At 60.1% G+C, this 20,259-nt stretch carries 17 protein-coding genes; 7 read left to right on the top strand and 10 right to left on the bottom strand.

The window, feature by feature from the left end; translation table 11 throughout:
- Positions 1–7 precede the first annotated feature (7 nt).
- From dapA to ACI2KG_RS17360, 5 genes are all read left to right on the top strand, one after another.
- The gene (dapA, locus tag ACI2KG_RS17380) at positions 8–883 is read left to right on the top strand and encodes a 4-hydroxy-tetrahydrodipicolinate synthase (RefSeq protein WP_404662715.1); all 876 of its coding nucleotides are present in this window, start codon (positions 8–10) and stop codon (positions 881–883) included.
- 58 nt (positions 884–941) lie between these two features.
- Positions 942–2,222 (top strand): NAD(P)/FAD-dependent oxidoreductase, encoded by a 1,281-nt coding sequence (locus ACI2KG_RS17375; RefSeq protein WP_404662714.1) that lies wholly within the window; start codon positions 942–944, stop codon positions 2,220–2,222.
- A complete protein-coding gene (locus ACI2KG_RS17370) occupies positions 2,219–3,700 on the top strand; it encodes an aldehyde dehydrogenase family protein (protein WP_404662713.1) in 1,482 nt (493 codons plus the stop codon). Before ACI2KG_RS17375 ends, ACI2KG_RS17370 begins: the two co-directional genes overlap by 4 nt.
- Before the next feature lie 10 nt (positions 3,701–3,710).
- A complete protein-coding gene (locus ACI2KG_RS17365) occupies positions 3,711–4,739 on the top strand; it encodes a proline racemase family protein (RefSeq protein WP_404662712.1) in 1,029 nt (342 codons plus the stop codon).
- A gap of 209 nt (positions 4,740–4,948) precedes the next feature.
- A complete protein-coding gene (locus tag ACI2KG_RS17360; RefSeq protein WP_404662711.1) occupies positions 4,949–5,656 on the top strand; it encodes a GntR family transcriptional regulator in 708 nt (235 codons plus the stop codon).
- 131 nt (positions 5,657–5,787) lie between these two features.
- On the opposite strand, the gene ACI2KG_RS17355 is transcribed toward ACI2KG_RS17360, so the two are convergent.
- From ACI2KG_RS17355 to ACI2KG_RS17315, 9 genes are all read right to left on the bottom strand, one after another.
- Positions 5,788–6,516, bottom strand: a complete 729-nt coding sequence (locus ACI2KG_RS17355) for a transporter substrate-binding domain-containing protein (protein WP_404662710.1) — start codon at positions 6,514–6,516, stop codon at positions 5,788–5,790.
- Positions 6,517–6,614: 98 nt separating this feature from the next.
- Positions 6,615–7,868, bottom strand: a complete 1,254-nt coding sequence (locus ACI2KG_RS17350) for an OprD family porin (protein WP_404662709.1) — start codon at positions 7,866–7,868, stop codon at positions 6,615–6,617.
- A 76-nt stretch (positions 7,869–7,944) separates the two neighbouring features.
- On the bottom strand, positions 7,945–9,261 hold the full coding sequence (locus ACI2KG_RS17345; protein ID WP_404662708.1) for an MFS transporter: 1,317 nt from the start codon (positions 9,259–9,261) through the stop codon (positions 7,945–7,947).
- A gap of 62 nt (positions 9,262–9,323) precedes the next feature.
- The gene (locus ACI2KG_RS17340) at positions 9,324–10,376 is read right to left on the bottom strand and encodes a lactonase family protein (protein ID WP_404662707.1); all 1,053 of its coding nucleotides are present in this window, start codon (positions 10,374–10,376) and stop codon (positions 9,324–9,326) included.
- A 123-nt stretch (positions 10,377–10,499) separates the two neighbouring features.
- Positions 10,500–13,172, bottom strand: a complete 2,673-nt coding sequence (gene acnA / locus ACI2KG_RS17335) for an aconitate hydratase AcnA (RefSeq protein ID WP_404662706.1) — start codon at positions 13,170–13,172, stop codon at positions 10,500–10,502.
- 149 nt (positions 13,173–13,321) lie between these two features.
- Entirely contained in the window at positions 13,322–14,209 is an 888-nt protein-coding gene (locus ACI2KG_RS17330; protein ID WP_404662705.1) for a LysR substrate-binding domain-containing protein, read from the bottom strand.
- 64 nt (positions 14,210–14,273) lie between these two features.
- Positions 14,274–15,605: a CitMHS family transporter gene (locus tag ACI2KG_RS17325; RefSeq protein WP_404662704.1), complete on the bottom strand. Its 1,332-nt coding sequence runs from the start codon at positions 15,603–15,605 to the stop codon at positions 14,274–14,276.
- An 81-nt stretch (positions 15,606–15,686) separates the two neighbouring features.
- On the bottom strand, positions 15,687–16,430 hold the full coding sequence (gene phbB / locus ACI2KG_RS17320) for an acetoacetyl-CoA reductase (protein WP_404662703.1): 744 nt from the start codon (positions 16,428–16,430) through the stop codon (positions 15,687–15,689).
- A gap of 210 nt (positions 16,431–16,640) precedes the next feature.
- Positions 16,641–17,303 (bottom strand): aspartate/glutamate racemase family protein, encoded by a 663-nt coding sequence (locus ACI2KG_RS17315; protein WP_404662702.1) that lies wholly within the window; start codon positions 17,301–17,303, stop codon positions 16,641–16,643.
- A 157-nt stretch (positions 17,304–17,460) separates the two neighbouring features.
- Between ACI2KG_RS17315 and ACI2KG_RS17310 the strand changes: the two genes are divergently transcribed.
- Positions 17,461–18,405, top strand: coding sequence for a GntR family transcriptional regulator (locus ACI2KG_RS17310; protein WP_404662701.1), 945 nt, complete (start codon positions 17,461–17,463; stop codon positions 18,403–18,405).
- Here ACI2KG_RS17310 and rraA read toward each other — a convergent pair.
- Positions 18,396–18,875, bottom strand: a complete 480-nt coding sequence (gene rraA / locus ACI2KG_RS17305) for a ribonuclease E activity regulator RraA (protein WP_404662700.1) — start codon at positions 18,873–18,875, stop codon at positions 18,396–18,398. The genes ACI2KG_RS17310 and rraA overlap by 10 nt on opposite strands.
- A gap of 239 nt (positions 18,876–19,114) precedes the next feature.
- Here rraA and ACI2KG_RS17300 point away from each other — a divergent pair, with 239 nt between their 5' ends.
- Entirely contained in the window at positions 19,115–20,185 is a 1,071-nt protein-coding gene (locus tag ACI2KG_RS17300) for an isocitrate/isopropylmalate dehydrogenase family protein (protein WP_404662699.1), read from the top strand.
- The last annotated feature ends 74 nt before the right edge of the window (positions 20,186–20,259 follow it).

The raw sequence follows: 20,259 nt of genomic DNA, 5'->3' as shown, positions 1-20,259 counted from the left end.
TTACTTCATGAAACTGAATGGTATTCTGCCCGCCCTGGTTACCCCTTTCGATGCTGCTGGCAAGGTCGACCACGACACCCTGTCCGACATCCTCGAGCATCAACTGAAAGCGGGCGTCAGCGGTTTCGTACCACTGGGCTCGACCGGTGAATACTACGCCCTGGCCAACGACGAGCGTCGTCAGATCCTGGCTACCGTCAAGGAAGTGGTCGGTGACCGCGGCACCCTGATCGCCGGTGCCAACGGTTCCTGCACCCGCGAAGTGCTGGAGCAGATCAAGCAGACCGTCGATGCAGGCTACACCAACCTGCTGATCGCCCCGCCCTACTACGCCTTGCCATCCCAGGAAGAACTGCTGGCCCACTACAACACCATTCTGGAAGCGTTCCCGCAAATCAACGTGGTGCTGTACAACTACCCAATCCGTACCAACGTCGAAGTTGGCCTGGACGTGATCGCCGCACTGCATGAGCACCCACGGGTGATTGGTATCAAGGAAAGCAGCGGCAACCTGTTGCGTGCCATCGAAATTGGTGAAAAATACAAAGGCATTCAGCTGTCCTGCGGCTCGGACGATCAGGCACTGGACTTCTACCTGTGGGGCGCCGACAGCTGGATCTGTGGCCCAGCCAACATCTTCCCTGAGAAGGTTGTGGCCTTCCACAAAGCCTTCACCAGCGGTGACATCCGCGGTGCGCAGCAGGTCATGCGCAGCCTGTTCCCAGCCATGGCCAACCTGGAGAGCGGCAAGTTCGTGCAGAAGGTCAAGTACGGCGCCGAACTGGCAGGCTTCAAAGTCGGCAACGCACGCGCTCCGCTGCTGCCGCTGACTGATGAAGAGAAGACCGAATTCCGCAAAGTTTTCGAAGCATCGCAGCAGTAAGGCTATACGGGGCCGCCATGCGGCCCCTTCGCACCCTCTCCTGATACGAGACACAACCATGAACACCCCACAATCGTCATCGCAGAACGCCATTGTTATCGGCGGCGGTATCGTCGGTGTCTGCTGCGCGCTGTACCTGCAGCGCGAAGGCCATAAGGTCACGCTCATCGACCCCGCCGCACCGGGCGACAGTACCGCCAAGTGGAGTTGCGGTCAGATGGCGGTCAGTGAAGTCATTCCGCTGTCCAAGCCGGGTATTCTGATGAAGATCCCGGGCTGGCTGCTCGACCAGAAAGGCCCCCTGGCACTGCGTCCTAGCGCGCTGCCCGGCATCCTGCCCTGGTTTCTGCGTTTTCTCGCCTGCGCGCGGTCGTCAAAAATTCATGAGATCGCCCAGGACATGGCACGCCTGACTCAGCATGTCTACACAGACTATGCCCCGTTACTCGACGCATGCCCCGACAAGCGCTTGCTGGGCGACCGCCCGATTCTCGAGGTGTTCGACTCCCCGGCAGGCCTGGCTCACGAGCGCCCACACCTTGAACTGCGCAAGCAGCTGGGCTTCAAGTCCGAAGAGCTGGATGGCGCCGCCATCGGCGATCTGGAGCCGGCCCTGGCCGGCAAGTTCCAGCATGGCCTGTTGTTCCCTGACTGGCGCGCCGTCAGCGATACCGAGGGTTTCATTGCCGCATTGACCGAAAGCTTCATCGCCCAAGGTGGCGTGCGCCTGCGTCAGAAAGCCGTGAAAATCGATGAGAACCACGACCGCGCCAACGGTGTAACCCTGGCCGACGGCACTCGGCTGCCAGCCGACCACGTGGTAGTGGCCGCCGGAACGGGGGCACGTCCGTTCTTCGACACCCTTGGGGTGAACATCCCGCTGGCGGGCATTGCGGGTTATCAGGCCGTGTTGCCCACGCCTGATGTCGAAATCCGCCACTCGGTGATCTACGCCGATGGCGGCTTCTGCTTCGCCCCGATGACCCGCGGCCTGCAGATCGGCGGCACCATCGAATTCGCCGCCCCTGGCGCCGAACCGAACTTCAAGCGCGCCGAAATCATCATGGAAAAGGCACGCCGCGTGCTGCCACAACTGAATACCCAGGGGATGGAGTTCGGCGTCGGCTACCGGCCGTTCCTGCCTGACACCAAACCGGTCATCGACCGCTCGCCCCGCCTGAAAAACGCGATCATGGCCTTCGGCCACGGGCAGCTCGGCCTGACCCTGGGCGCCACCACCGGCCGCCTGGTTGCCGATCTGGCTGCAAACCGTACACCGGTACAAAACCTGTCCGCATTCAGCGCTCGTCGCTTCGCCCTTATTGGAGGTACTGCATGAACCGTTACGATCAGTTCTACATCAATGGCCAATGGGTCAGCCCTGTCCAGGGCGGCAGTTTCAATTCGTATGACCCTAGCGACGAAAGCCTGATCACCAGCGTGGCATCGGGTACCGAAGAGGACATCGATATCGCGGTCAAGGCTGCCCGCGCAGCCTTCGAGGAGGGCCCGTGGCCGCGCCTGAGCGGTGCCGAGCGTGGTGAGTACCTGCGCAAGATTGCCGACGGTATCCGTGCCCGCCAGGAAGAGCTGGCCGAACTTGAAGTGCGCGACAACGGCAAGCCGTTCCCGGAAGCCATGTGGGACATCGGTGACACTGCCGGCTGCTTCGACTTCTACGCCAAACTGGCCGAGGAACTGGACCGCCACCGCGAGAAAGACGTCGCGCTGTCCGATGACCGCTTCAGCTCGATCGCCCGCAAGGAGCCGATCGGTGTTGCCGGCGCCATCGTGCCGTGGAACTTCCCGATGCTGATGGCTTCGTGGAAAATCGCTCCTGCGCTGGCCGCCGGTTGCAGCATCATCCTCAAGCCTGCCGAGCAGACCTCGCTGACTGCCCTGGAGCTGGCCCGCATCGCAGATGAAGCCGGCCTGCCTGCTGGCGTGCTGAACATCGTCACCGGTCCAGGTTCCAAAGTGGGTGCCGCGCTGACCGCCCACCCAGGCGTGGACAAACTGGCCTTCACCGGCAGCGTGCCGGTCGGCAGCCGCATCATGCAAGCCGCCGCCCAGGACATCAAGAACGTGACCCTGGAACTGGGTGGCAAATCGCCGTTCGTGATTTTCGCCGACAGCGACATCGAAAAAGCCGTTGAATGGATCATGTTCGGCATTTTCTGGAACAAGGGTGAAGTCTGCTCGGCGACTTCCCGCGTGTTGGTCGAGCGCTCCGCGTACGAGCCGCTGCTGGCCCGCCTGGCCGAAGAGACCCGCAAGATCAAGATCGGCAACGGCATGGAAGAAGGTGTGCTGCTCGGCCCACTGGTCAACCGCAGCCAATACGAAGGTACACTGAAAGCCATTTCGCGGGGCCTGGAAGAAGGCGCACGCCTGGTGTGCGGTGGTGAACGCCCGGCGCACCTGGACAAAGGCTTCTACCTGCAACCGACCGTGTTCGCCGATGTTCCGGAAGACAGCTGGATCTGGAACGAAGAAATCTTCGCCCCGGTGGTGTGCATCCGTCCGTTCGACACCGAAGAGGAAGCGGTCAAGTCAGCCAACAATTCGCGCTTCGGCCTGGGTGCTGCTGTCATGTCCAAGGACTTGGAGCGCTGTGAGCGCGTTGCCCGCAAGTTCCGCGCCGGTATCGTCTGGATCAACTGCTCGCAGCCAACCTTTACAGAAGCACCATGGGGCGGTTACAAGACCAGCGGCATTGGTCGCGAGCTGGGCGAATGGGGCCTGAACAACTACCTGGAAACCAAGCAGATCACCCGCTACGACAGCGAACAGCCTTGGGGCTGGTACATCAAGTGAGGTAACACCCATGCGTTGGAAACAGACGCTTCAGTTGGCTGAGGTGCACTGCGAAGGCGAGATCGGCAAGGTCATCACTGGCGGCGTCCTGGGTATCCCAGGCGCCACCATGCTGGACAAGATGAACTACATCAATGAGGTAGACGACAGTCTTCGTCGCTTGGTGACGATGGAACCGCGCGGCTGCCTGCAGATGTCGGTCAACCTGCTGCTGCCGCCAACCCGGCCAGAAGCCCATGCCGGCTTTATCGTTTTACAGGCGGACAAGGCTCATCCAATGTCCGGCAGCAACTGCATCTGCGTGGTCACTGCCTTGCTGGAGCTGGGTATGGTCCCGATGCAAGAGCCCGAAACCACGGTAGTGCTCGATACTCCGGCCGGCCTGGTTACCGCGCGTGCCCAGTGTGCGGAAGGGCGTTGCCTGAGCGTGTCGCTGGACATGGTGCCGTCTTTTGTCGAGCACCTGGACCTGGACATCGTGACCGAACAGTTCGGCACGATCACCGTCGATGTGGCGTTCGGCGGCGTCTACTACGCGCTGATCGACGTCGAGCAAACGGGACTCAGCATCGCCCCGGAAAATGCCCGCGCCCTCGCCGACGCTGGCGTGGCTCTGAAAGACGTGATCAATCGCCAGTTAAACGTTCAGCACCCGCTTTTGCCGTCGGTAAACGAAGTGGCCTACGTGATGTTCCGCAACCGCCTGGACGATCGTACTTACCAGACCTGCACGACACTACCGCCTGGTCGCGTAGACAGATCGCCCTGTGGGACCGGCAGTTCGGCCAATCTCGCTACGCTGGCTGCTCGCGGGCTGGTGAGGCCGGGGAACGCTCTGGTCTCACGGTCCACCATCGGAGGCCAATTCCAGGTGGCGCTGCTCGGCCACACCGAAGTTGCCGGTAAACCGGCGGTGCTCCCACGCGTAACGGGGCGTGCATGGCTTTATGGTTTGCAACAGATGGGTGTGGATCCAGATGATCCGCTCTCTGCTGGTTTCATGCTAAGCGACACATGGGGAGCTGGACTCGGACAGTGAGCTGACGCACTGTGCCCGGATATCCGGGCACAGTCATCAGGTCTTGGTTCAAGTTGCATCCACTTTACAACACGGAAAATGCTTCCCCAGGATGGGAAATATTGACGGGTTAGCCGTTTTGCTCCCATGCTGCGGGTCGCGCAGTTGCATACCAACTGTATACAACAATGGCTGGCCTGTATGATGCCTGCCGGACCAACCGAGACCTGATGATGGCAAAAGAAAACGACACCGAGAGCGGCCCTCGTCGGCACAGTGGACGCTATATTTATGAAGAGCTGCGCAAACAGATCCTGACCCTCAAACTTAAACCGGGGGTTCAACTGGATGAGGTTTCCCTGGCGGCGCAGTTTGGGCTTTCCCGCTCTCCAGTGCGCGATGCTCTGGCCCGACTGATCACGGAAGGTCTGGTGGTCATTCTGCCCAATCGCACCACACTGGTGACGCCGTTCGAAATCGAGGAGTTTCCAAACTACGTTTCTGCTCTGGACCTGATCCAGCGCGCAGTAACACGCCTGGCTGCAACTCAGCATCGGGCCGAGGATCTACAGGCGATTCGTGATGCCGATGCTGCCTATCTGAATGCCGTGACCAGCGGCGATTTCCAGGCTATGTCCGAGTTGAACAAGGCCTTTCACATGGCTATCGCTCACGCTGGGCGCAATCCGTATTTCATTACCTACTACGAGCGGTTGCTTGGCGAAGGGCAACGTTTATTGCACCTTCATTTCGATCACGTGGTCAGCTCCGCCAGCGCACATCGCCTTGGACGAGATCACGACGAAATGATCGAAGCTATCGCTGCACGCAATCCGGATGCAGCGGAAGCTGCGGCACATGAGCACACGATGCTCTTCCAGCGCCGCTTCCTGGACTACATGCAACAGAACCTTACTGCCCGCATGTCGATCAACTGACCAGAACCCGAGCCACCCAGGCAGTGGCGGCTCTGGTGTCTATTCACTGCCTTGGAATCCGCAGCTGCTTCGAACAGGTCGAGGTTCTCGCTTGAATATAGGGCCTTGGGCCGCGGAAACGGCCCAAGTCGTCAGCGCGGTGCGCTGACGTCGGTTTGCCCGGTGGCCAGCAAAGCGCCACGGACAAAACCACTGTGCAGCTGGCGCTCGACATAGGCACGCACATAGGCAGCCGCATGTTCCCGACCGCGCGGCACCGCCATGGCCTGGCGAATCGCAGTAAATGCGCCGTCCAGTACACGGTAGCGCGCATCGCTTTCCGCTACCTTCTGCAGCGGCTGACGAACGCCGGCGGCGGCGTCAAGGCTTTGCTCGATGAACAAGTCAACGGCACCGGCGGAGGTATCGGCGCGCACCAACTCTGCCTGCTCCAGGGTACGGCTCAGGTACAGGTCATAGGCGGCGCCCTTGCCTACCGCCAGGCGCAGGCCGGCCTTGTCCAGTTCCTCGACGCGCTGAAAAGGAGCGTCACGGCTGACGAGGTAGGTACCTTCGATCAGCACATAGGGTTCGCTGAAGGCGATCTGCGCTTCGCGCACGGGTTCGATGGCGAGAAAAGCCAGGTTCCAGGCGCCCTCTTCCAGAGCAGCGAATACCTTGCCAGCAGCGTCGAAGGTGCGCATTTCGAGGGGGACATCGAGTTCCTCAGCCAGGGCCTTGGCCAGGGCGACCGAGACGCCCTGGGGTTCACCGTCGGGGCCGCGCTGGGCGAGCACCGGGTTGCCGAGGTTGATAGCGACTTGCAAGGTGCCATTAGGGGCGAGTTCAGCCAGTACTTCTGGGGAAATTGCGATGGACATTGAGTTCTCCGTTGTCTGGGCGGGCCACTTCGCGGGTAAACCCGCTCCTACAGGGCCCGCGCTGAGCCTGTAGGAGCGGCTTTACCCGCGAATGGGCCTCACCAGATGGGCAAGGTGTAGGACACTATCAAGCGGTTCTCATCGGCCCCACGCGCAAAACTGGATCGGTAAGCCGCATTACGCCACCGTAGGCCGACGTTCTTCAAGGGCCCCGTCTGGATGACGTAGGCGATATCGGTGTTGCGCTCCCATTCACGGCCCTCGCCTGTCAGCGTGGCAGCATCGGCGTGGTCACCCTTGACGTAGCGGGTCATGAAGGTAAGGCCGGGAATGCCCAGCGCGGCGAAGTCGTAGTCGTAGCGCAACTGCCAGGAGCGCTCGCCGGGCTCGGCGAAGTCGTTGATCTGGATGTAGTTGGTCAGATAGGGGTCGGTGCCATTGAGAAACGGCATCGACGTGTCGCCATTCATCTTCTGCAAGCCCAGACCAAACGCGTGGCCGCCGAGGCTGTAGGTGAACATACCACTCAGGGCCCCGCTGTCGATCTTGCCACCCCGCGCATTGCCGGCATCGTCGCTGAGCATGTAGCGCAAGTCGCTCTTCAGCTTGCCGGCCCCCAGCTTCAACACATGGTTGAGGCCGAAGAAATTCTGTCGGTAGACGTCTTGCAACTCGGCATACTGGTAGGTCAGGGTCACCTGCTTGTTCAACGCATAATCAGCGCCCCCGATCCAGTAATCGTCGCCCTCCACCGCCCCGGCGAAGCGGCGGTTCTTGTTGTTGAGCGTGATTTTTCCGGCGTCCGTCGAATCCCGGTCGGTCATCCGGTCCAGGCGGGCAGCCGTGAATGTCAAGCCTTCGAACTCCTTGGAGGTCAACAGGCCGCCCTCGAACGTCTGCGGCAGGATGCGCCCGGTATTGGCCTGCACGGTCGGCAACTTGGGGATCAGCGTGCCGTACTTGAGTTCACTGCTTGACACCTTGACCTTGGCTGTCAGACCGAGGCGGCTGAATTCATCGGCGGCGCGGCCGTCGTCATGGACCGGTAGCAAACCGGAGCCCGCACGATCGGGGCTCGAGTCGAGCTTGACGCCCAACATGCCCAGCGCATCCACGCCAAAACCAATGGTCCCGGGCGTATAGCCGGAACGAAAGTCGAGCAAGAAGCCTTGAGCCCACTCTTCGCGCTTGGACTGGCCGGCGCCATCGCGGAAGTCGCGATTGAAGTAGTAATTCTGAAGTTGCAGGTTGGCCTTGCTGTCTTCAAAGAAGCCTTCAGCACTCACGGTGCCAGCGGCCAGGCAAGGCGACAGAGTGAGAAGGGTTCGCAGGATGTTCTTGTTGTTATGCATCGGGCGGGTCCGTATTGCAGGCAGGGTGTAGCCTGGCCCCCTCAAGGACCAGGCGGTGGAGAAGTGATATCTGGAATCAGTGTGCCGATGCCGTCATCGGCTGATCCGGGCCGTTGTTACCGATGCGCATCAGCGCCGTCATCACAAACGCCAACAGCAGCAAGGCACTGAGGAACAGCAAGCCGGTCGCAGCGCTGCCGCTCTGGCCTTTGACCACGCCGATCAACGAGGGGCCCGCGAACCCGCCCAGATTGCCGATGGAGTTGATCACTGCGATGGACACTGCTGCAGTAGCCCGGTCAAGGAACAATGTCGGCAGCGCCCAGAATGGCGATTTGAAACTGTACAGGCCAGTGAGCGCGACACAGATCATTGCCATCGACGCTACGGGGCTGGGCAGCAGCGCTGCGCCGACAAGGCCAAGAGCCGCTACAGCCAATGGAATTGCCGAGTGCAGTTTACGCTCGTTGCGCCGGTCGGAGCTGCGCGACCAAACCACCATCAAGACCGTCGCGACGATGTACGGCAGCATGGCGATCAGACCGATCTGGGTGTGGGTGAGGCTGTCAGAGAAGCCCTTGATGATCTGCGGCATCCAGTAGCCGACACCGAGGCTGCCACACTGGTAGACGAAGTAGATGAACGCCAGATAAAGCACCTTTCGGTTGACCATGGTCTTGAACACGCTGAGGCGCTTGACGTTCTTGCGGCTTTGTCGATCTCGCTCCAGCTCGGCCAGCAACCAGTCCTTCTCAGCCTGGGTCAGCCACTTGGCCTGCTCGGGCTTGTCGGTCAGGAAGAGGAAGCAGGCAATGCCCAGAAACACCGCCGGCACGCCTTCAAGGAACAACATCCAGCGCCAGCCGCTCCAGTCGAGCCAGCGGATGTTGTCCATGATCCAGGTGGAAAGCGGCGCGCCAATGATGTAGCTGACCGGAATCGCGGCGGTGAACAGCGCTACGGTAGTCGCCAGCTCCTTGGAACGGAACCAGAAGGTCAGGTAGACGATAACGCCAGGGAAGAATCCGGCCTCGGCCACGCCAAGGAAAAATCGCAGCACGTACAACTGATTGGCGGTTTGGGCAAAGGCCGTGGCAGCGGCAATCGCACCCCAGGTGACAAGAATGCGCGCAATCCATACGCGTGCACCATATTTGTTCAGCATGACGTTGCTTGGCACTTCGAACAGGAAGTAGCCGATGAAGAAAATGCCGGAAATGAAACCGAACGCTTCACTGGTCAACGCCAGTTCCTTGTTCATTTCCAGCGCGGCGTACCCGATATTGGCGCGGTCCAGGTACGAGACGATATACAGCAGAAACATAAAGGGGATGATGCGCAGAGTCACCTTGCGGACCGTGGCCTGCTCATCGACAGTCTTGTTGTTGTTCATGGCTACCTCACTGTGGAGCGGGCCATGACCCGCCCCATTCATTGTTATCTGTGCAACACGGTTCAGGCAGAAAAAACCATACATACCGGACTGCCGGTCGAAACCGAAAAGCCCGTTTTACTCAAGCGTCCGTGCTGCGCATCGACTGCCAGCGCAACGATGCTGTCGCTGTCTTCGTTCAATGCGAAGAGAAAGCGTTGGTTGGGGGTAAGGGCGAAGAAGCGCGGCGTACGCCCCCCCGTCGTTACAACGTCGACCAGCGTCAGCAGGCCACTGTGCGTATCGAAGGCAAATACCGCGATGCTGTCGTAGCCTCGATTCGAGGCATAGACGAACCGACCGCTTTGATCGACCTCGATTTCGGAGGCGCGACTGTTCCCTGTGTATGTCGACGGCAGGGACGACAACACTTGCAGCGGCTGCAGCGATCCCGTTTGCGGATCGACGCTGTAGCTGGTGACAGTGGAGTCCAGTTCGTTGACCGCGAACGCATAAGGTGCAGCAGGATGCAGTGCCAAATGGCGTGGCCCTGCGCCCTCGCGGCTGGCTACCCATGGCTGATCAGCCGGGTAAAGCTTGCCGTTATCGAAGCGGAAACTGAAGATACGGTCCAGACCCTTGTCGGGCACGAACACGAACCGGCCCGCAGCATCGAAGGGGTTGAAGTGCGGTTTCGCAAACGGTTGCTCGATCCGGTGCGGACCAATCGGTCCCTCCAGCGCGACAAGCTGTGTAACTCCGCCCAGCTGGCCGTCGACTGCCACATCCATCACCGCCAAAGTGCCGGTAATATGGTTGGACACCACCAGGTGCCGCTCACTCGGGTCCAGCGCCAGATGCACAGGGTTTCGGCCATCACAACACTGCGTGTTGAGCAGCGTAAGGGTGCCGTCATCGCGATTGACGACGAAGGCACTCACCTCACTGCGGTCGCCGTGCACGGTGTAGAGCCTGTCGCCTGTGCGATTAAGCACCAGGAATGAAGGGTTGACCAGTTCGCTGACCACCTGGATACGCTCCAGCGTGCCCGCCTCCTGATCCACCTGGTAGACCGTGATCCCGTCGCCTCGGGCATTGCGTTCGCGGGTCGTGCGAGATCCGACATAAGCAAACATTGAGGTTATTCTCCGCTTTCCAAATCCACTTGAGACAGGACGCCAGCCGCCGTCCGGCCGCAAGCGCCCGGGCGAGCGCATTCACTGCCCTCGCCGCTTCTGGCTCTTCGAGTACCGCCGTGGTCAACTGCGGGTGCGCTGGACCACTTTGCGAATCACGTAAGGCAGCACGCCGCCGTTCTTCAGGTAGCGGATTTCCTGGAGCGAATCGATACGGGCGATCAGTTGCACTTCATCCTGGCGTCCATCTGCACGACGCAGCACCATGCCGATTCGGTTATCGCCGACTTTCAGCTCATCGAGGCCAACAAAGTCGAATTGCTCGCTGCCATCGAGGATCAAGTCATCAACACCCTGCCCCGCTTCGAACAGCAGCGGCAGAACGCCCATACCGATCAGGTTGCTACGGTGAATCCGCTCGATGCTGCGCGCCACCACTGCACGCACGCCCAGCAGGGCCTGCGCCTTGGCCGCCCAGTCGCGGCTGGAACCCGCGCCGTAATTGATCCCGGCGAAAATCACCATGGGCGTACCGGCATAGCTCTGCGCCGCGTCGTACAGCGGCAGGCACTGGCTATGGTCAGCATTCCAGGCCCAGGCACCGGGGCCTGGCTGCTGCTCGCCGAGCAAACGGTTCCTCACCGATTTATTGGTGAAGGCGCCGCGCAGCATCACTTCATGGTTGCTACGACGCGTGGAATACTGGTTGAGATCCTGAGGATCTTCGCCCCGTTCGAGCAGCCATTCGCCAGCCTGGCTGTTGGCCGGAATCGCGCCAGCCGGCGAGATGTGGTCGGTGGTGACGTTATCGCCCAGCACCATCAACGGCCGCGCCCCCGCGATAGCCAGACTGGCCTTAGGTTCAGCCTGGATGTCGGCCAAATACTGCGGGCGACGCAGGTAAGTCGAGCGAGCATCCCAAGGGAACTGGACGCTGCCTTCGGCGGACAATGCTTGCCAATGATGAGTGCCGTCCCACACCGTGGCCAGGCGCTGCTGGAAGAACTCCGGCTTGACCACGCGGGCGGCCAGGGCAGCGACCTCTTCGTCACTGGGCATCAGGTCATGCAGGTAAATCGCCTTGCCTTGGCTGTCCTGCCCCAGCGCCTCACGGGTCAGGTCGATGTCGATACTGCCGGCGATGGCGAATGCTACACACAACGCAGGGGACGCCAGGTATCCGGCTGGCACCTTCGGGTTGACCCGGCCTTCGAAGTTGCGGTTACCGGAAAGCACCACCACGCCTTTCAGGCCTTGATCGGCAAACACCTCGACATGCTCCTCCAGCTTGCCGGAGTTGCCGATGCAGGTCATGCAGCCAAAGCCGGCCAGCTCGAAGCCCAGCGCCGAAAAATCTTGAAGCAGGTCGGCTTCGGCCAGGTAGTCGGCGACTACTTGAGAACCCGGTGACAGCGAGGTTTTCACCCACGGCTTGCGTTGCAGCCCAAGCCGCCGGGCATTGCGCGCCAACAGGCCTGCCTGGAGCATCTGCGCCGGGTTGGCAGTGTTGGTGCAGCTGGTGATGGCCGAAATTACCACCGCGCCATGGCCGATCGGTACGCCGAACGAGGGTTCGAAGAACTGCTCGGCCCTGGGCCCGGCAATCAGGTTGCCGCCGCCCAGCACTTCCTGCTTGAACGACGGCCCCGAGGCTGACAGCGGTTGGCGCTGGTGCGGCTGATAAGGGCCGGCAACGCTGGGCTCGATCGATGCCAGGTCCAACTCGATCAGTTCGTCGAATTCGGGCTCAGGCAGATCATCGCGCCGGTGCAGGCCTTGCACATGCATGTAGCTTGCAGCCTGCAGGCAGAGTTCGCTGGAACGGCCAGTCAGCTGCAGGTAATCAAGTGTCTGGTCATCGAACGGGAAGAACACGACCGTGGCGCCATATTCCGGCGCCATGTTCGACACCGTGCCACGCGCAGCCCAGCTCAGCGTGGTGAGACCGGGGCCGGTGAACTCCACAAACTTACCCACTACAGAGCGCTTACGCAGTATTTCGGCTACATGCAACGACAGGTCCGTGGCGGTAACGCCCGGGCGCAAGGCATTGGTCACACGGAAGCCGATCACTTGAGGGAAGTTGATCGGTACCGGCTCCCCGACCATAGCCGCCTGCCCCTCAAGCCCCCCCACGCCCCAACCGAGCACGCCAATGGCGTTGATCATCGGCGTGTGGCTGTCGGTGGCAACCATGTCATCCGGGTGCAGCAGCCGCTGGCCGTCCTCGGTGCGGCTTTCCCACACCACCTTGGCCAAGGCCTCCATGTTCATCTGGTGGATGATGCCGGTGCCCGGAGGAATCACCCCGAAGTTGTCCAGGCTCTTCTGCGCCCACTTGATGAAGCGGTAGCGCTCACTGTTGCGGCGAAAATCGATATCGAGGTTTTGCTCGACCGCCTCGGGCTCGGCATAGCGCTCGACGATCACCGAGTGATCGATGGTCAGCACCGCAGGAATCTGGGGGTTCATGGCCGCTGGATCACCGCCAAGTTCGGCAACCACGTCACGCATACCGGCGAAGTCGGCCAGCGCCGGCAGACAGGTAGTGTCGTGGAACATCAGCCGGTTGGGCTGGAACGGCACTTCGCAGTCGGGCCCTTGGCCGATGGCGCGCGCCAGCACTGGTGCCAGGGCTTCAGGCGTGCAGCGAGCGACGTTCTCCAGGAGGATGCGGATCGAATAAGGCAAGCGCTGCAGCTGACTTGGGCTCAGCAGCTTCTTCAGGTCGACGTAGGCAAAATGTGCCTGGTCGATCACCAGGTTGCTCATCAGGTCGCGGACTGTCTCGGTCATGCTCATATCGCTCGGTTCTTATCGTTTGTACAGCGCTGGCTGATGCATTCAGCTCTGTTGATGAACCGATACTAAAAGCAGGCTGCGAGGAAGAAAATTGGTCATTCACCACAGCAGCGTTCGCCAACGGAGAACGCTGAATGTCGGCTTTAAACCGGCCGTTTCAAGTGATCAATGAACGTCTTGAGAGTGGCGGAGGTTGCGTCGTACTTTTTCAACGCGACCAGCAAGGTTCGTTGAGCCCAGGGTTCATCCAAGGTCACGGTCTTGAGTTTGTGGCTACGCAGGTACTGAGAGGTCACACTGCGCGGCAGTACAGCAACGCCCAACCCATTCGATACCATCCTGCACATGCAGTCGAAACTGCTGATGCGAATGCGCAGCTTGAGGGCCATATCGAGCTTCGCTGCCTCGCTGGTCAGCAAGGTGTGCATCGAACTCTCAAGATGCGGCCCGACCATCTCATGCCTCAGCACTTCTTCGAACTTGACTGATTTGTAGCTCGCCAGGTCATGGAGCACTGGAACAACCACGGTCAGTTCGTCATGCCGATAGGGATAGGTCTCCAGCCCTTGAGCAGGTGTTTGCGAGGCAATGATGCCCACGTCAGCGCGACCATCGGCAACTGCGCGAATGACGGCCGAACCTACCCGCTCCTCGATATCGAATTTGATTTGCGGGTAATGCTGGGCAAAGTCGGCAAGGTCGGCCGGCAAGAACTGCGACAACGCCGAGGTGATGGCATGGATGCGGATGTGGCCCTTGACTCCGCTGGCGTAGCCACTCAATTCGGTATCGAGTTGAGTCATTGTTTGCTGCATCTGCCGGGCGTAGAACAACATCGACTGCCCTGCCGGGGTCAATTCGACCCCACGAGCGTTGCGCACCAGTAATTGCGAGCCGATCTGCGCCTCAAGCTCGGTGATGCGCTTGCTGATGGCAGACACCGCCACATGCTTGATGCGGCTGGCGCGGGTCAGGTTGCGTTCCTGAGCGACGGTTATAAATAAATCCAGGCTTGTCAGATCGTAACGCACAGCAAAGTCCTGAGTTGCAGACGCCGGTGCGAACGGTGATCGCCCCGGCGAATGATGTGAAAAATCAGCCCGCGCTCCATGGGAACAGGCCGAACGCCATGGACACGAACATGATCAACATGCACAAGGCAAAGGCCCATTTCAACGTGTACTTCTGGTGGTCACTGAACTCCACCCCAGCCAGGCCGCACAGTAAGTAGGTCGATGCGACCAACGGGCTGAGCAGGTGGATCGGTTGGCCAACCATCGAGGCCCGGCCGATTTCGGCATGGGTGATGCCATACACCTCTGCCGCCTTGGCCAACACCGGCAGCACCCCGTAGTAGAAGGCGTCGTTGGACATGAAGAACGTACCGGGGATGCTCGCCAGTGCGGTAATAGGCGCCATGTATGGCCCCCAGCTTTCGGGCAGCATGGCCAGGAAACTCTTGGACATCGCATCGACCATGCCGGTACCGGAAAGAATCCCGGCGAGGATGCCGGCGGCGAGGAAGATCGCGATCTGGTTCAGGGCCGTTGGCGCGTGCGCCGAAATGCGTCGGCGCTGATCCTGCATGTGTGGGTAGTTGATCACCAGCGCGATGGAGAAAGCCACCATGAACAGGATGGCCAGCGGCAGGATTTCCAGGACCAGGCCGGTCATCAGGGCGATGGTCAACCCCGCGTTAAGCCAAAACAGCTTCGGCCGGCGCAGTTCGGCGTTTTCTTCGGACATCGAGGGCGTGGCCTCGTTGTCGGCATCATCGAACACCGTAGCGGCGGCGCCCAAGGACATGGGCAGGCGGCCCAGGCGTTGACGTTCGCGAGTGCCGATAAACCAGGCCAGGCCCAACACGCCCAGGAAGCTGATGACCATTGTCGGGATCAACGGCACGAACAGTTCCGAGGTTTCGACCTGCAGCGACGCTGCGGCACGCGCGAGCGGCCCGCCCCATGGCAGAAGGTTGGTGACACTGGCAGCCAGGATGACCACACAAGTCAGCGCCAGCGGGTCCAGGCGCATGCGCTTGAACAGCGGCAACATAGCCGTCACCGTGATCATGTAGGTAGTGGAGCCGTCGCCGTCCAGCGACACCAGGCCGGCAAGCAGCGCCGCGAAAACGACCGCCTTCATCGGGTCGCCGTTGATCAGCTTGATGAATTTCTTGATGATCGGATCGAACAGGCCGGTATCGAACATCACCCCAAAGTAGAGAATGGCGAACATCACCATGATTGCGGTGGGCGCCACCTTGCGCAGGCCATCGATCATCATGTCGCCCATGTCCGGCCCAAAGCCGGCGATAAGTGCGAATACGATCGGCACGGTGGTCATGGCCACCAATGGCGAAAGGCGCTTGGTCATGATCAGGGCCATGAAGGTCACGATCATGCCGTATCCGAGAAATGACAGCATTTGTATCACCTTGACTGAAGGTACAATTGTTTTTATGAGTCAGCGCCGGAAGCGCATCAAGGTAGAGCTGCAGCCGCGCCTTCAGCTCATGTGCAGGCCGCCATTGAGCGAGAAATCCGCCCCGTTTGCATAGCCCGATTCGTCGGATGCCAGCCATGCACAAATACCCGCGATCTCATCGGGAGTGCCCAGCCGACGGGCCGGAATGTCCTGGATGATGCGATCCATCGCCGTCGAACTGGTGACCGAGCGCAGCTTGGGAGTACTGATGAAACCTGGGGAAACGGTGTTTACGGTGACGCCGCGTGATCCGACCTCCCGGGCTAGCGCACGGGTAAAGCCGCGGATCGCTGATTTGGCCGTGGAATAATTGACCTGGCCGACCTGGCCGATTTGGGCATTGACCGAAGAGATGTTGATCACCCGCCCCCAGCCACGCGCAACCATGTCGTCGACGACCTGACGGGTTACGTTGAAGAGCGAGTTGAGGTTGGTGTCAATGACCGTAGTCCAGTCGCTGGGCTGCATGTCACGGAACACCACGTTGATGGCAGTGCCAGCATTGTTGACGAGAACATCGATAGGCCCGACATCGCGCTTGATCCTGGCGAAAGCTTCCTGGCAGGAGTTCCAGTCTGCAACATTACCTTCGGATGCGATGAAATCAAAGCCACGCTGTTTCTGTTCAGCCAGCCAGGCATCTTTGTGCGGCGATGCCGGGGCACAACCCACCACGACAGTGAAACCGTCCCGCGCAAGGCGTTGGCAGATGGCAGTGCCGAGGCCGCCCATTCCTGCTGTGACATAGGCGATGCGTTTGCTCATGTGATCACTCCATTTATGTTTTTGTGGGAGCACTTTGGGGGCCACCTGAAGCGGCGGTTGACGAGTACTAAACGCCAAGTGAAATTGTTTTGCAAGCTAATGCGATACAATTTAGCTGCGAATTCACCGACCGGTAGGCTGCCTGCCCACCTAGCTGATCCCTAGGGGGCAGTAAACTGGGTATGGATTTATAAAATTACAAATGCAAAATCAGCTCTCCAGCAGTCGTCGCAGTTGCACCACCGCGCTGTCAGGTGTGGTCAGTACCGGCCGGCCGCTGGCTTCATGCGCACCGCTTGCCGCCGATGTCATGGAAAACTGGGAGAAACAGACGACATCGCACGGTTCCAGTTGGCTTGCCAGCTCGGCTATCAACTGGTCGTGCCGGGCAGCATCGCCTGCGTGCAAGGCTTGGTAGGCATCGGCAGATGCAGCAGTTACAAGCTGGACATCCAGGCCTCTTTTTGCCGCAGCCGCACGAAATTCCGCCGTCATCGACCCAATCGAAGGTTCGAAGGTTGCCAGGATTGCGATACTGCGCCCGTGGTCCAGGGCATCCTCGATCATGGCCTCGTTGGGCTTGAGAACCGGTATGTCCAGCTCCTCACGGCTCAGTTCAATGGCTTCGCCGAAAGCGGAACAGGTGAACAGCACGGCGTCGGCACCCGCTGATCGCGCATAGTTGGCCAGGTCGCAGAACCGGCGTTTCAGCGCTTCGGTCAGATGCCCCGCCGTACGAAGGTCTCGCGACAACGAGTCTTCCAGCAGATTGCAAAGCTCGGCCTCGGGCCACAGTTTGGCAAACGCCTGACTGATAGGTTCAATGGCCACCGGTGTAGCGTGGATAAGAAAAATTCGCTTTTTGCTGGTCATGCATACTCCAGAATGCAAACATTGATGTAAGTGAACGCTACGCCGCGAGCTGCTGATAGCAGCACCGGGGTTGTGTTCGCCGTTGGGAAAGTAAAATTGCGGCCGGTTGATCACCTGCCATTCGCGGACTGCAGCAAGACGCTCGAAGCTTCATTAAATGACGACCAGAATAAGACCGGATCTTGCCGGCCAACTCGCCCCCAAAATCCTCGACATGGCCCGCGCCCGCTCCATGCGCGCTGGCGACCCGCTGCGGGAGGAAGCCTTCGCCAAGGAACTGGGCGTTTCCAGATCCCCGGTACGGCGCGGTTTTGCGCTGCTCGAAGACCTCGGCATGGCGGTGAAGGAGCCCAACCGCGGCTATTTCCTCACCGTGGACGCCCGTAGCATCGATGTGCGCAAACTGCCTTTGGACGTAGATCCGTTCGAAGATTTCTACCTGCGGGTAGTGAATGACGTGCTCGCCGGCGAAATCAGCATCTCGTTCTTCGAGGCCGAATTGCTGCGCAAATACGAGGTCCCACGGGGGCAATTGCTGAAAGTGCTCAACCGCTTGGCCAATGAGGGCATGATCGACCGCAACCCCGGACAAGGCTGGAGCATCAACAGCTTTCTGCACGATTCTGAAGCCCACATTCAGAGCTACCGTTTCCGCATGGCAATCGAACCTGCGGCCTTGCTCGAACCCACCTACAAGGTCGACACCGTGGCTTTCGCCAAAGCACGCAGCATTCAGCAGCAGTTGCTCGATGGCGACATCTTCAAGCTGTCGCGCTCGCAGCTGTTCCAGATTGGCTCGAACCTGCATGAACTCATCGTGCGCTGCTCGGGCAATGCCTTCTTCCTTGAAGCCATCCGCCGGCAGAACCAGCTGCGCCGCTTCATGGCTTACCAGTCCAACGTCGATCGCTCCAGGCTCATCAACCAGTGCAAGGAACACCTGCAGTTGCTTGACATGATCGAGCAGGGCCGCCGCCAGGAAGCAGCGGCATTTCTGCGCGAACACCTGGACGTCGTCAGCCGCTTGAAAGCTGCGCGCGAAGCGCAGGAGGCGCGTGATCTCAGGCATGGCGTCGACCTGGCAGGTTCCGGTCAGGCGTAAGGTGTGTCGAGCACTACCACACCATCGTCGTCAGCATACAGCCAGGCGCCGTCGGCGATGGTGACGCCGGCGAAGCTGACAGCTAGGCCAACCTGCCCTTCATTGCGTTTGACCGACTTGCGTGGCGTTGCCCCCAAGGCCTTGATCGCAATAGGCAAGCCACGCAGCACCGCCTTGTCGCGCAGATAGCCGTATACCAGAACCCCGGCCCAGCCGTGCTTGACCAGATCCTCGGCAATATGGTCGCCGAACAGCGCACATCGATCACTCCCGCCACCATCCACTACCAGTACCCTGCCCTCGCCAGGCTGGGTACTCAGCTCCTTGATGCGCGAATTGTCCTCGAAGCATTTCACCGTCACCGCCCTGCCTTGAAAATCGCTCCTGCCGCCCAGGTCGTTGAACACGGGGGCGACTACCTGTGCCTTGGCACCCAGTTCGTCACAAAGGTCGGTGGTCTTGACCAGCATCGTCTTGTCTCCGTAGGAAAGCGCTTGAAAAAACAAATGTTGCACGAATTGGATTTACATGCAATAAAATGCAAAGGCGGATTCGAGCTGTTGTACGGTCCAGTGGGTATTGACGACCAGCAACGACGAACAACCATCATTGTATTTCATCTTTATGGCATACACTTGACCGGTCAGCTACAACCCGCCGCCTTGATCACCCAATAACGCCCCGAATAAAAAATGGTTAGGAGAGTGTGATGCGAATTCTGGTTCTTCCCTGCGACGGTATCGGCCCTGAGATCGTCGAGTCTTCGATGTCGGCACTGCACGCCGCCAATAACAAGTTCGATCTGGGTCTGTCGTTCGACTACGACGACGTCGGTTTCGTCAGCCTGGAAAAATACGGCACCACCCTGCGCGACGAAGTGCTGGAAAAGGCCAAGACCTATGACGGCATCATCCTCGGCACCCAGTCCCATGCCGACTACCCGGCACCGGAAAAAGGCGGACGCAACGTATCCGCAGGTTTCCGCATCGGCCTGGACCTGTATGCCAACGTACGCCCGGCACGCACCCGCGCCTTCCTGGAATCCAACATGAAACCGGGCAAGAGCATGGACCTGGTGATCATGCGCGAGGCCACTGAAGGTTTCTATCCAGACCGCAATATGTCGCGCGGCTGGGGTGAAGTCATGCCTTCGCCAGACATGGCGCTGTCGACCCGCAAGATCACCCGTCACTGCAGCGAGCGCATCGCCCGCCGCGCCTTCGAACTGGCCATGAAGCGCAATCGCAAGGTCACTGCGATCCACAAAGCCAACAGCTTCCACATGACTGACGGCCTGTTCCTGGAGTGTGTGCGCAACGTCGCCAAGGACTTCCCGGAGGTGAAACTGGACGACCTGCTGGTGGACGCCTCTACCGCTCACCTGGTACGTAGCCCAGAGCGCTTCGACGTGCTGGTGGCAACCAACTTCTACGGCGACATCATCAGCGATCTGGCGAGCGAACTGTCCGGCAGCCTGGGCCTGGCCGGTTCAATGATGGCCAGCGATATCCATTGCTGCGCCCAGGCCCAGCATGGATCGGCGCCTGATATTGCCGGCCAGGACAAGGCCAACCCGGTATCGATGATTCTGTCGGTCGCCATGCTGCTGCAATGGATGGGCGAACACCATGGCAAACCCGCGCTGTTCGAAGCCGGAAAAGCCATGGAGCACGCAGTCGACGTCGTACTGGAAGATCCGGCCAAGCGCACCGCCGACCTGGGCGGCCAGCTGGGCTGCAAGGCCTTCGGCGAAGCAGTGGCCAGCGTCATCGCCGGCTGATCCGGTTCGGCGACATGCGCTGCGTGTCGCCGCTTCCCCAGACCACTCTTTCTAATCAACGGCCTGAGTTCCGA

This window comes from Pseudomonas sp. NPDC089407 (assembly GCF_044900445.1).
Classification (GTDB): domain Bacteria; phylum Pseudomonadota; class Gammaproteobacteria; order Pseudomonadales; family Pseudomonadaceae; genus Aquipseudomonas.
The sequence above is the reverse complement of the archived record's forward strand: the minus strand, read 5'-3'. Positions and strand labels throughout refer to the sequence as shown.

Coding starts and splice junctions, on each gene's coding strand:
- dapA (WP_404662715.1), top strand. CDS start 8: ATGAAACTGAATGGTATTCTGCCCGCCCTGGTTACCCCTTTCGATGCT.
- ACI2KG_RS17375 (WP_404662714.1), top strand. CDS start 942: ATGAACACCCCACAATCGTCATCGCAGAACGCCATTGTTATCGGCGGC.
- ACI2KG_RS17370 (WP_404662713.1), top strand. CDS start 2,219: ATGAACCGTTACGATCAGTTCTACATCAATGGCCAATGGGTCAGCCCT.
- ACI2KG_RS17365 (WP_404662712.1), top strand. CDS start 3,711: ATGCGTTGGAAACAGACGCTTCAGTTGGCTGAGGTGCACTGCGAAGGC.
- ACI2KG_RS17360 (WP_404662711.1), top strand. CDS start 4,949: ATGATGGCAAAAGAAAACGACACCGAGAGCGGCCCTCGTCGGCACAGT.
- ACI2KG_RS17355 (WP_404662710.1), bottom strand. CDS start 6,516: ATGTCCATCGCAATTTCCCCAGAAGTACTGGCTGAACTCGCCCCTAAT.
- ACI2KG_RS17350 (WP_404662709.1), bottom strand. CDS start 7,868: ATGCATAACAACAAGAACATCCTGCGAACCCTTCTCACTCTGTCGCCT.
- ACI2KG_RS17345 (WP_404662708.1), bottom strand. CDS start 9,261: ATGAACAACAACAAGACTGTCGATGAGCAGGCCACGGTCCGCAAGGTG.
- ACI2KG_RS17340 (WP_404662707.1), bottom strand. CDS start 10,376: ATGTTTGCTTATGTCGGATCTCGCACGACCCGCGAACGCAATGCCCGA.
- acnA (WP_404662706.1), bottom strand. CDS start 13,172: ATGACCGAGACAGTCCGCGACCTGATGAGCAACCTGGTGATCGACCAG.
- ACI2KG_RS17325 (WP_404662704.1), bottom strand. CDS start 15,605: ATGCTGTCATTTCTCGGATACGGCATGATCGTGACCTTCATGGCCCTG.
- phbB (WP_404662703.1), bottom strand. CDS start 16,430: ATGAGCAAACGCATCGCCTATGTCACAGCAGGAATGGGCGGCCTCGGC.
- ACI2KG_RS17315 (WP_404662702.1), bottom strand. CDS start 17,303: ATGACCAGCAAAAAGCGAATTTTTCTTATCCACGCTACACCGGTGGCC.
- ACI2KG_RS17310 (WP_404662701.1), top strand. CDS start 17,461: ATGACGACCAGAATAAGACCGGATCTTGCCGGCCAACTCGCCCCCAAA.
- rraA (WP_404662700.1), bottom strand. CDS start 18,875: ATGCTGGTCAAGACCACCGACCTTTGTGACGAACTGGGTGCCAAGGCA.
- ACI2KG_RS17300 (WP_404662699.1), top strand. CDS start 19,115: ATGCGAATTCTGGTTCTTCCCTGCGACGGTATCGGCCCTGAGATCGTC.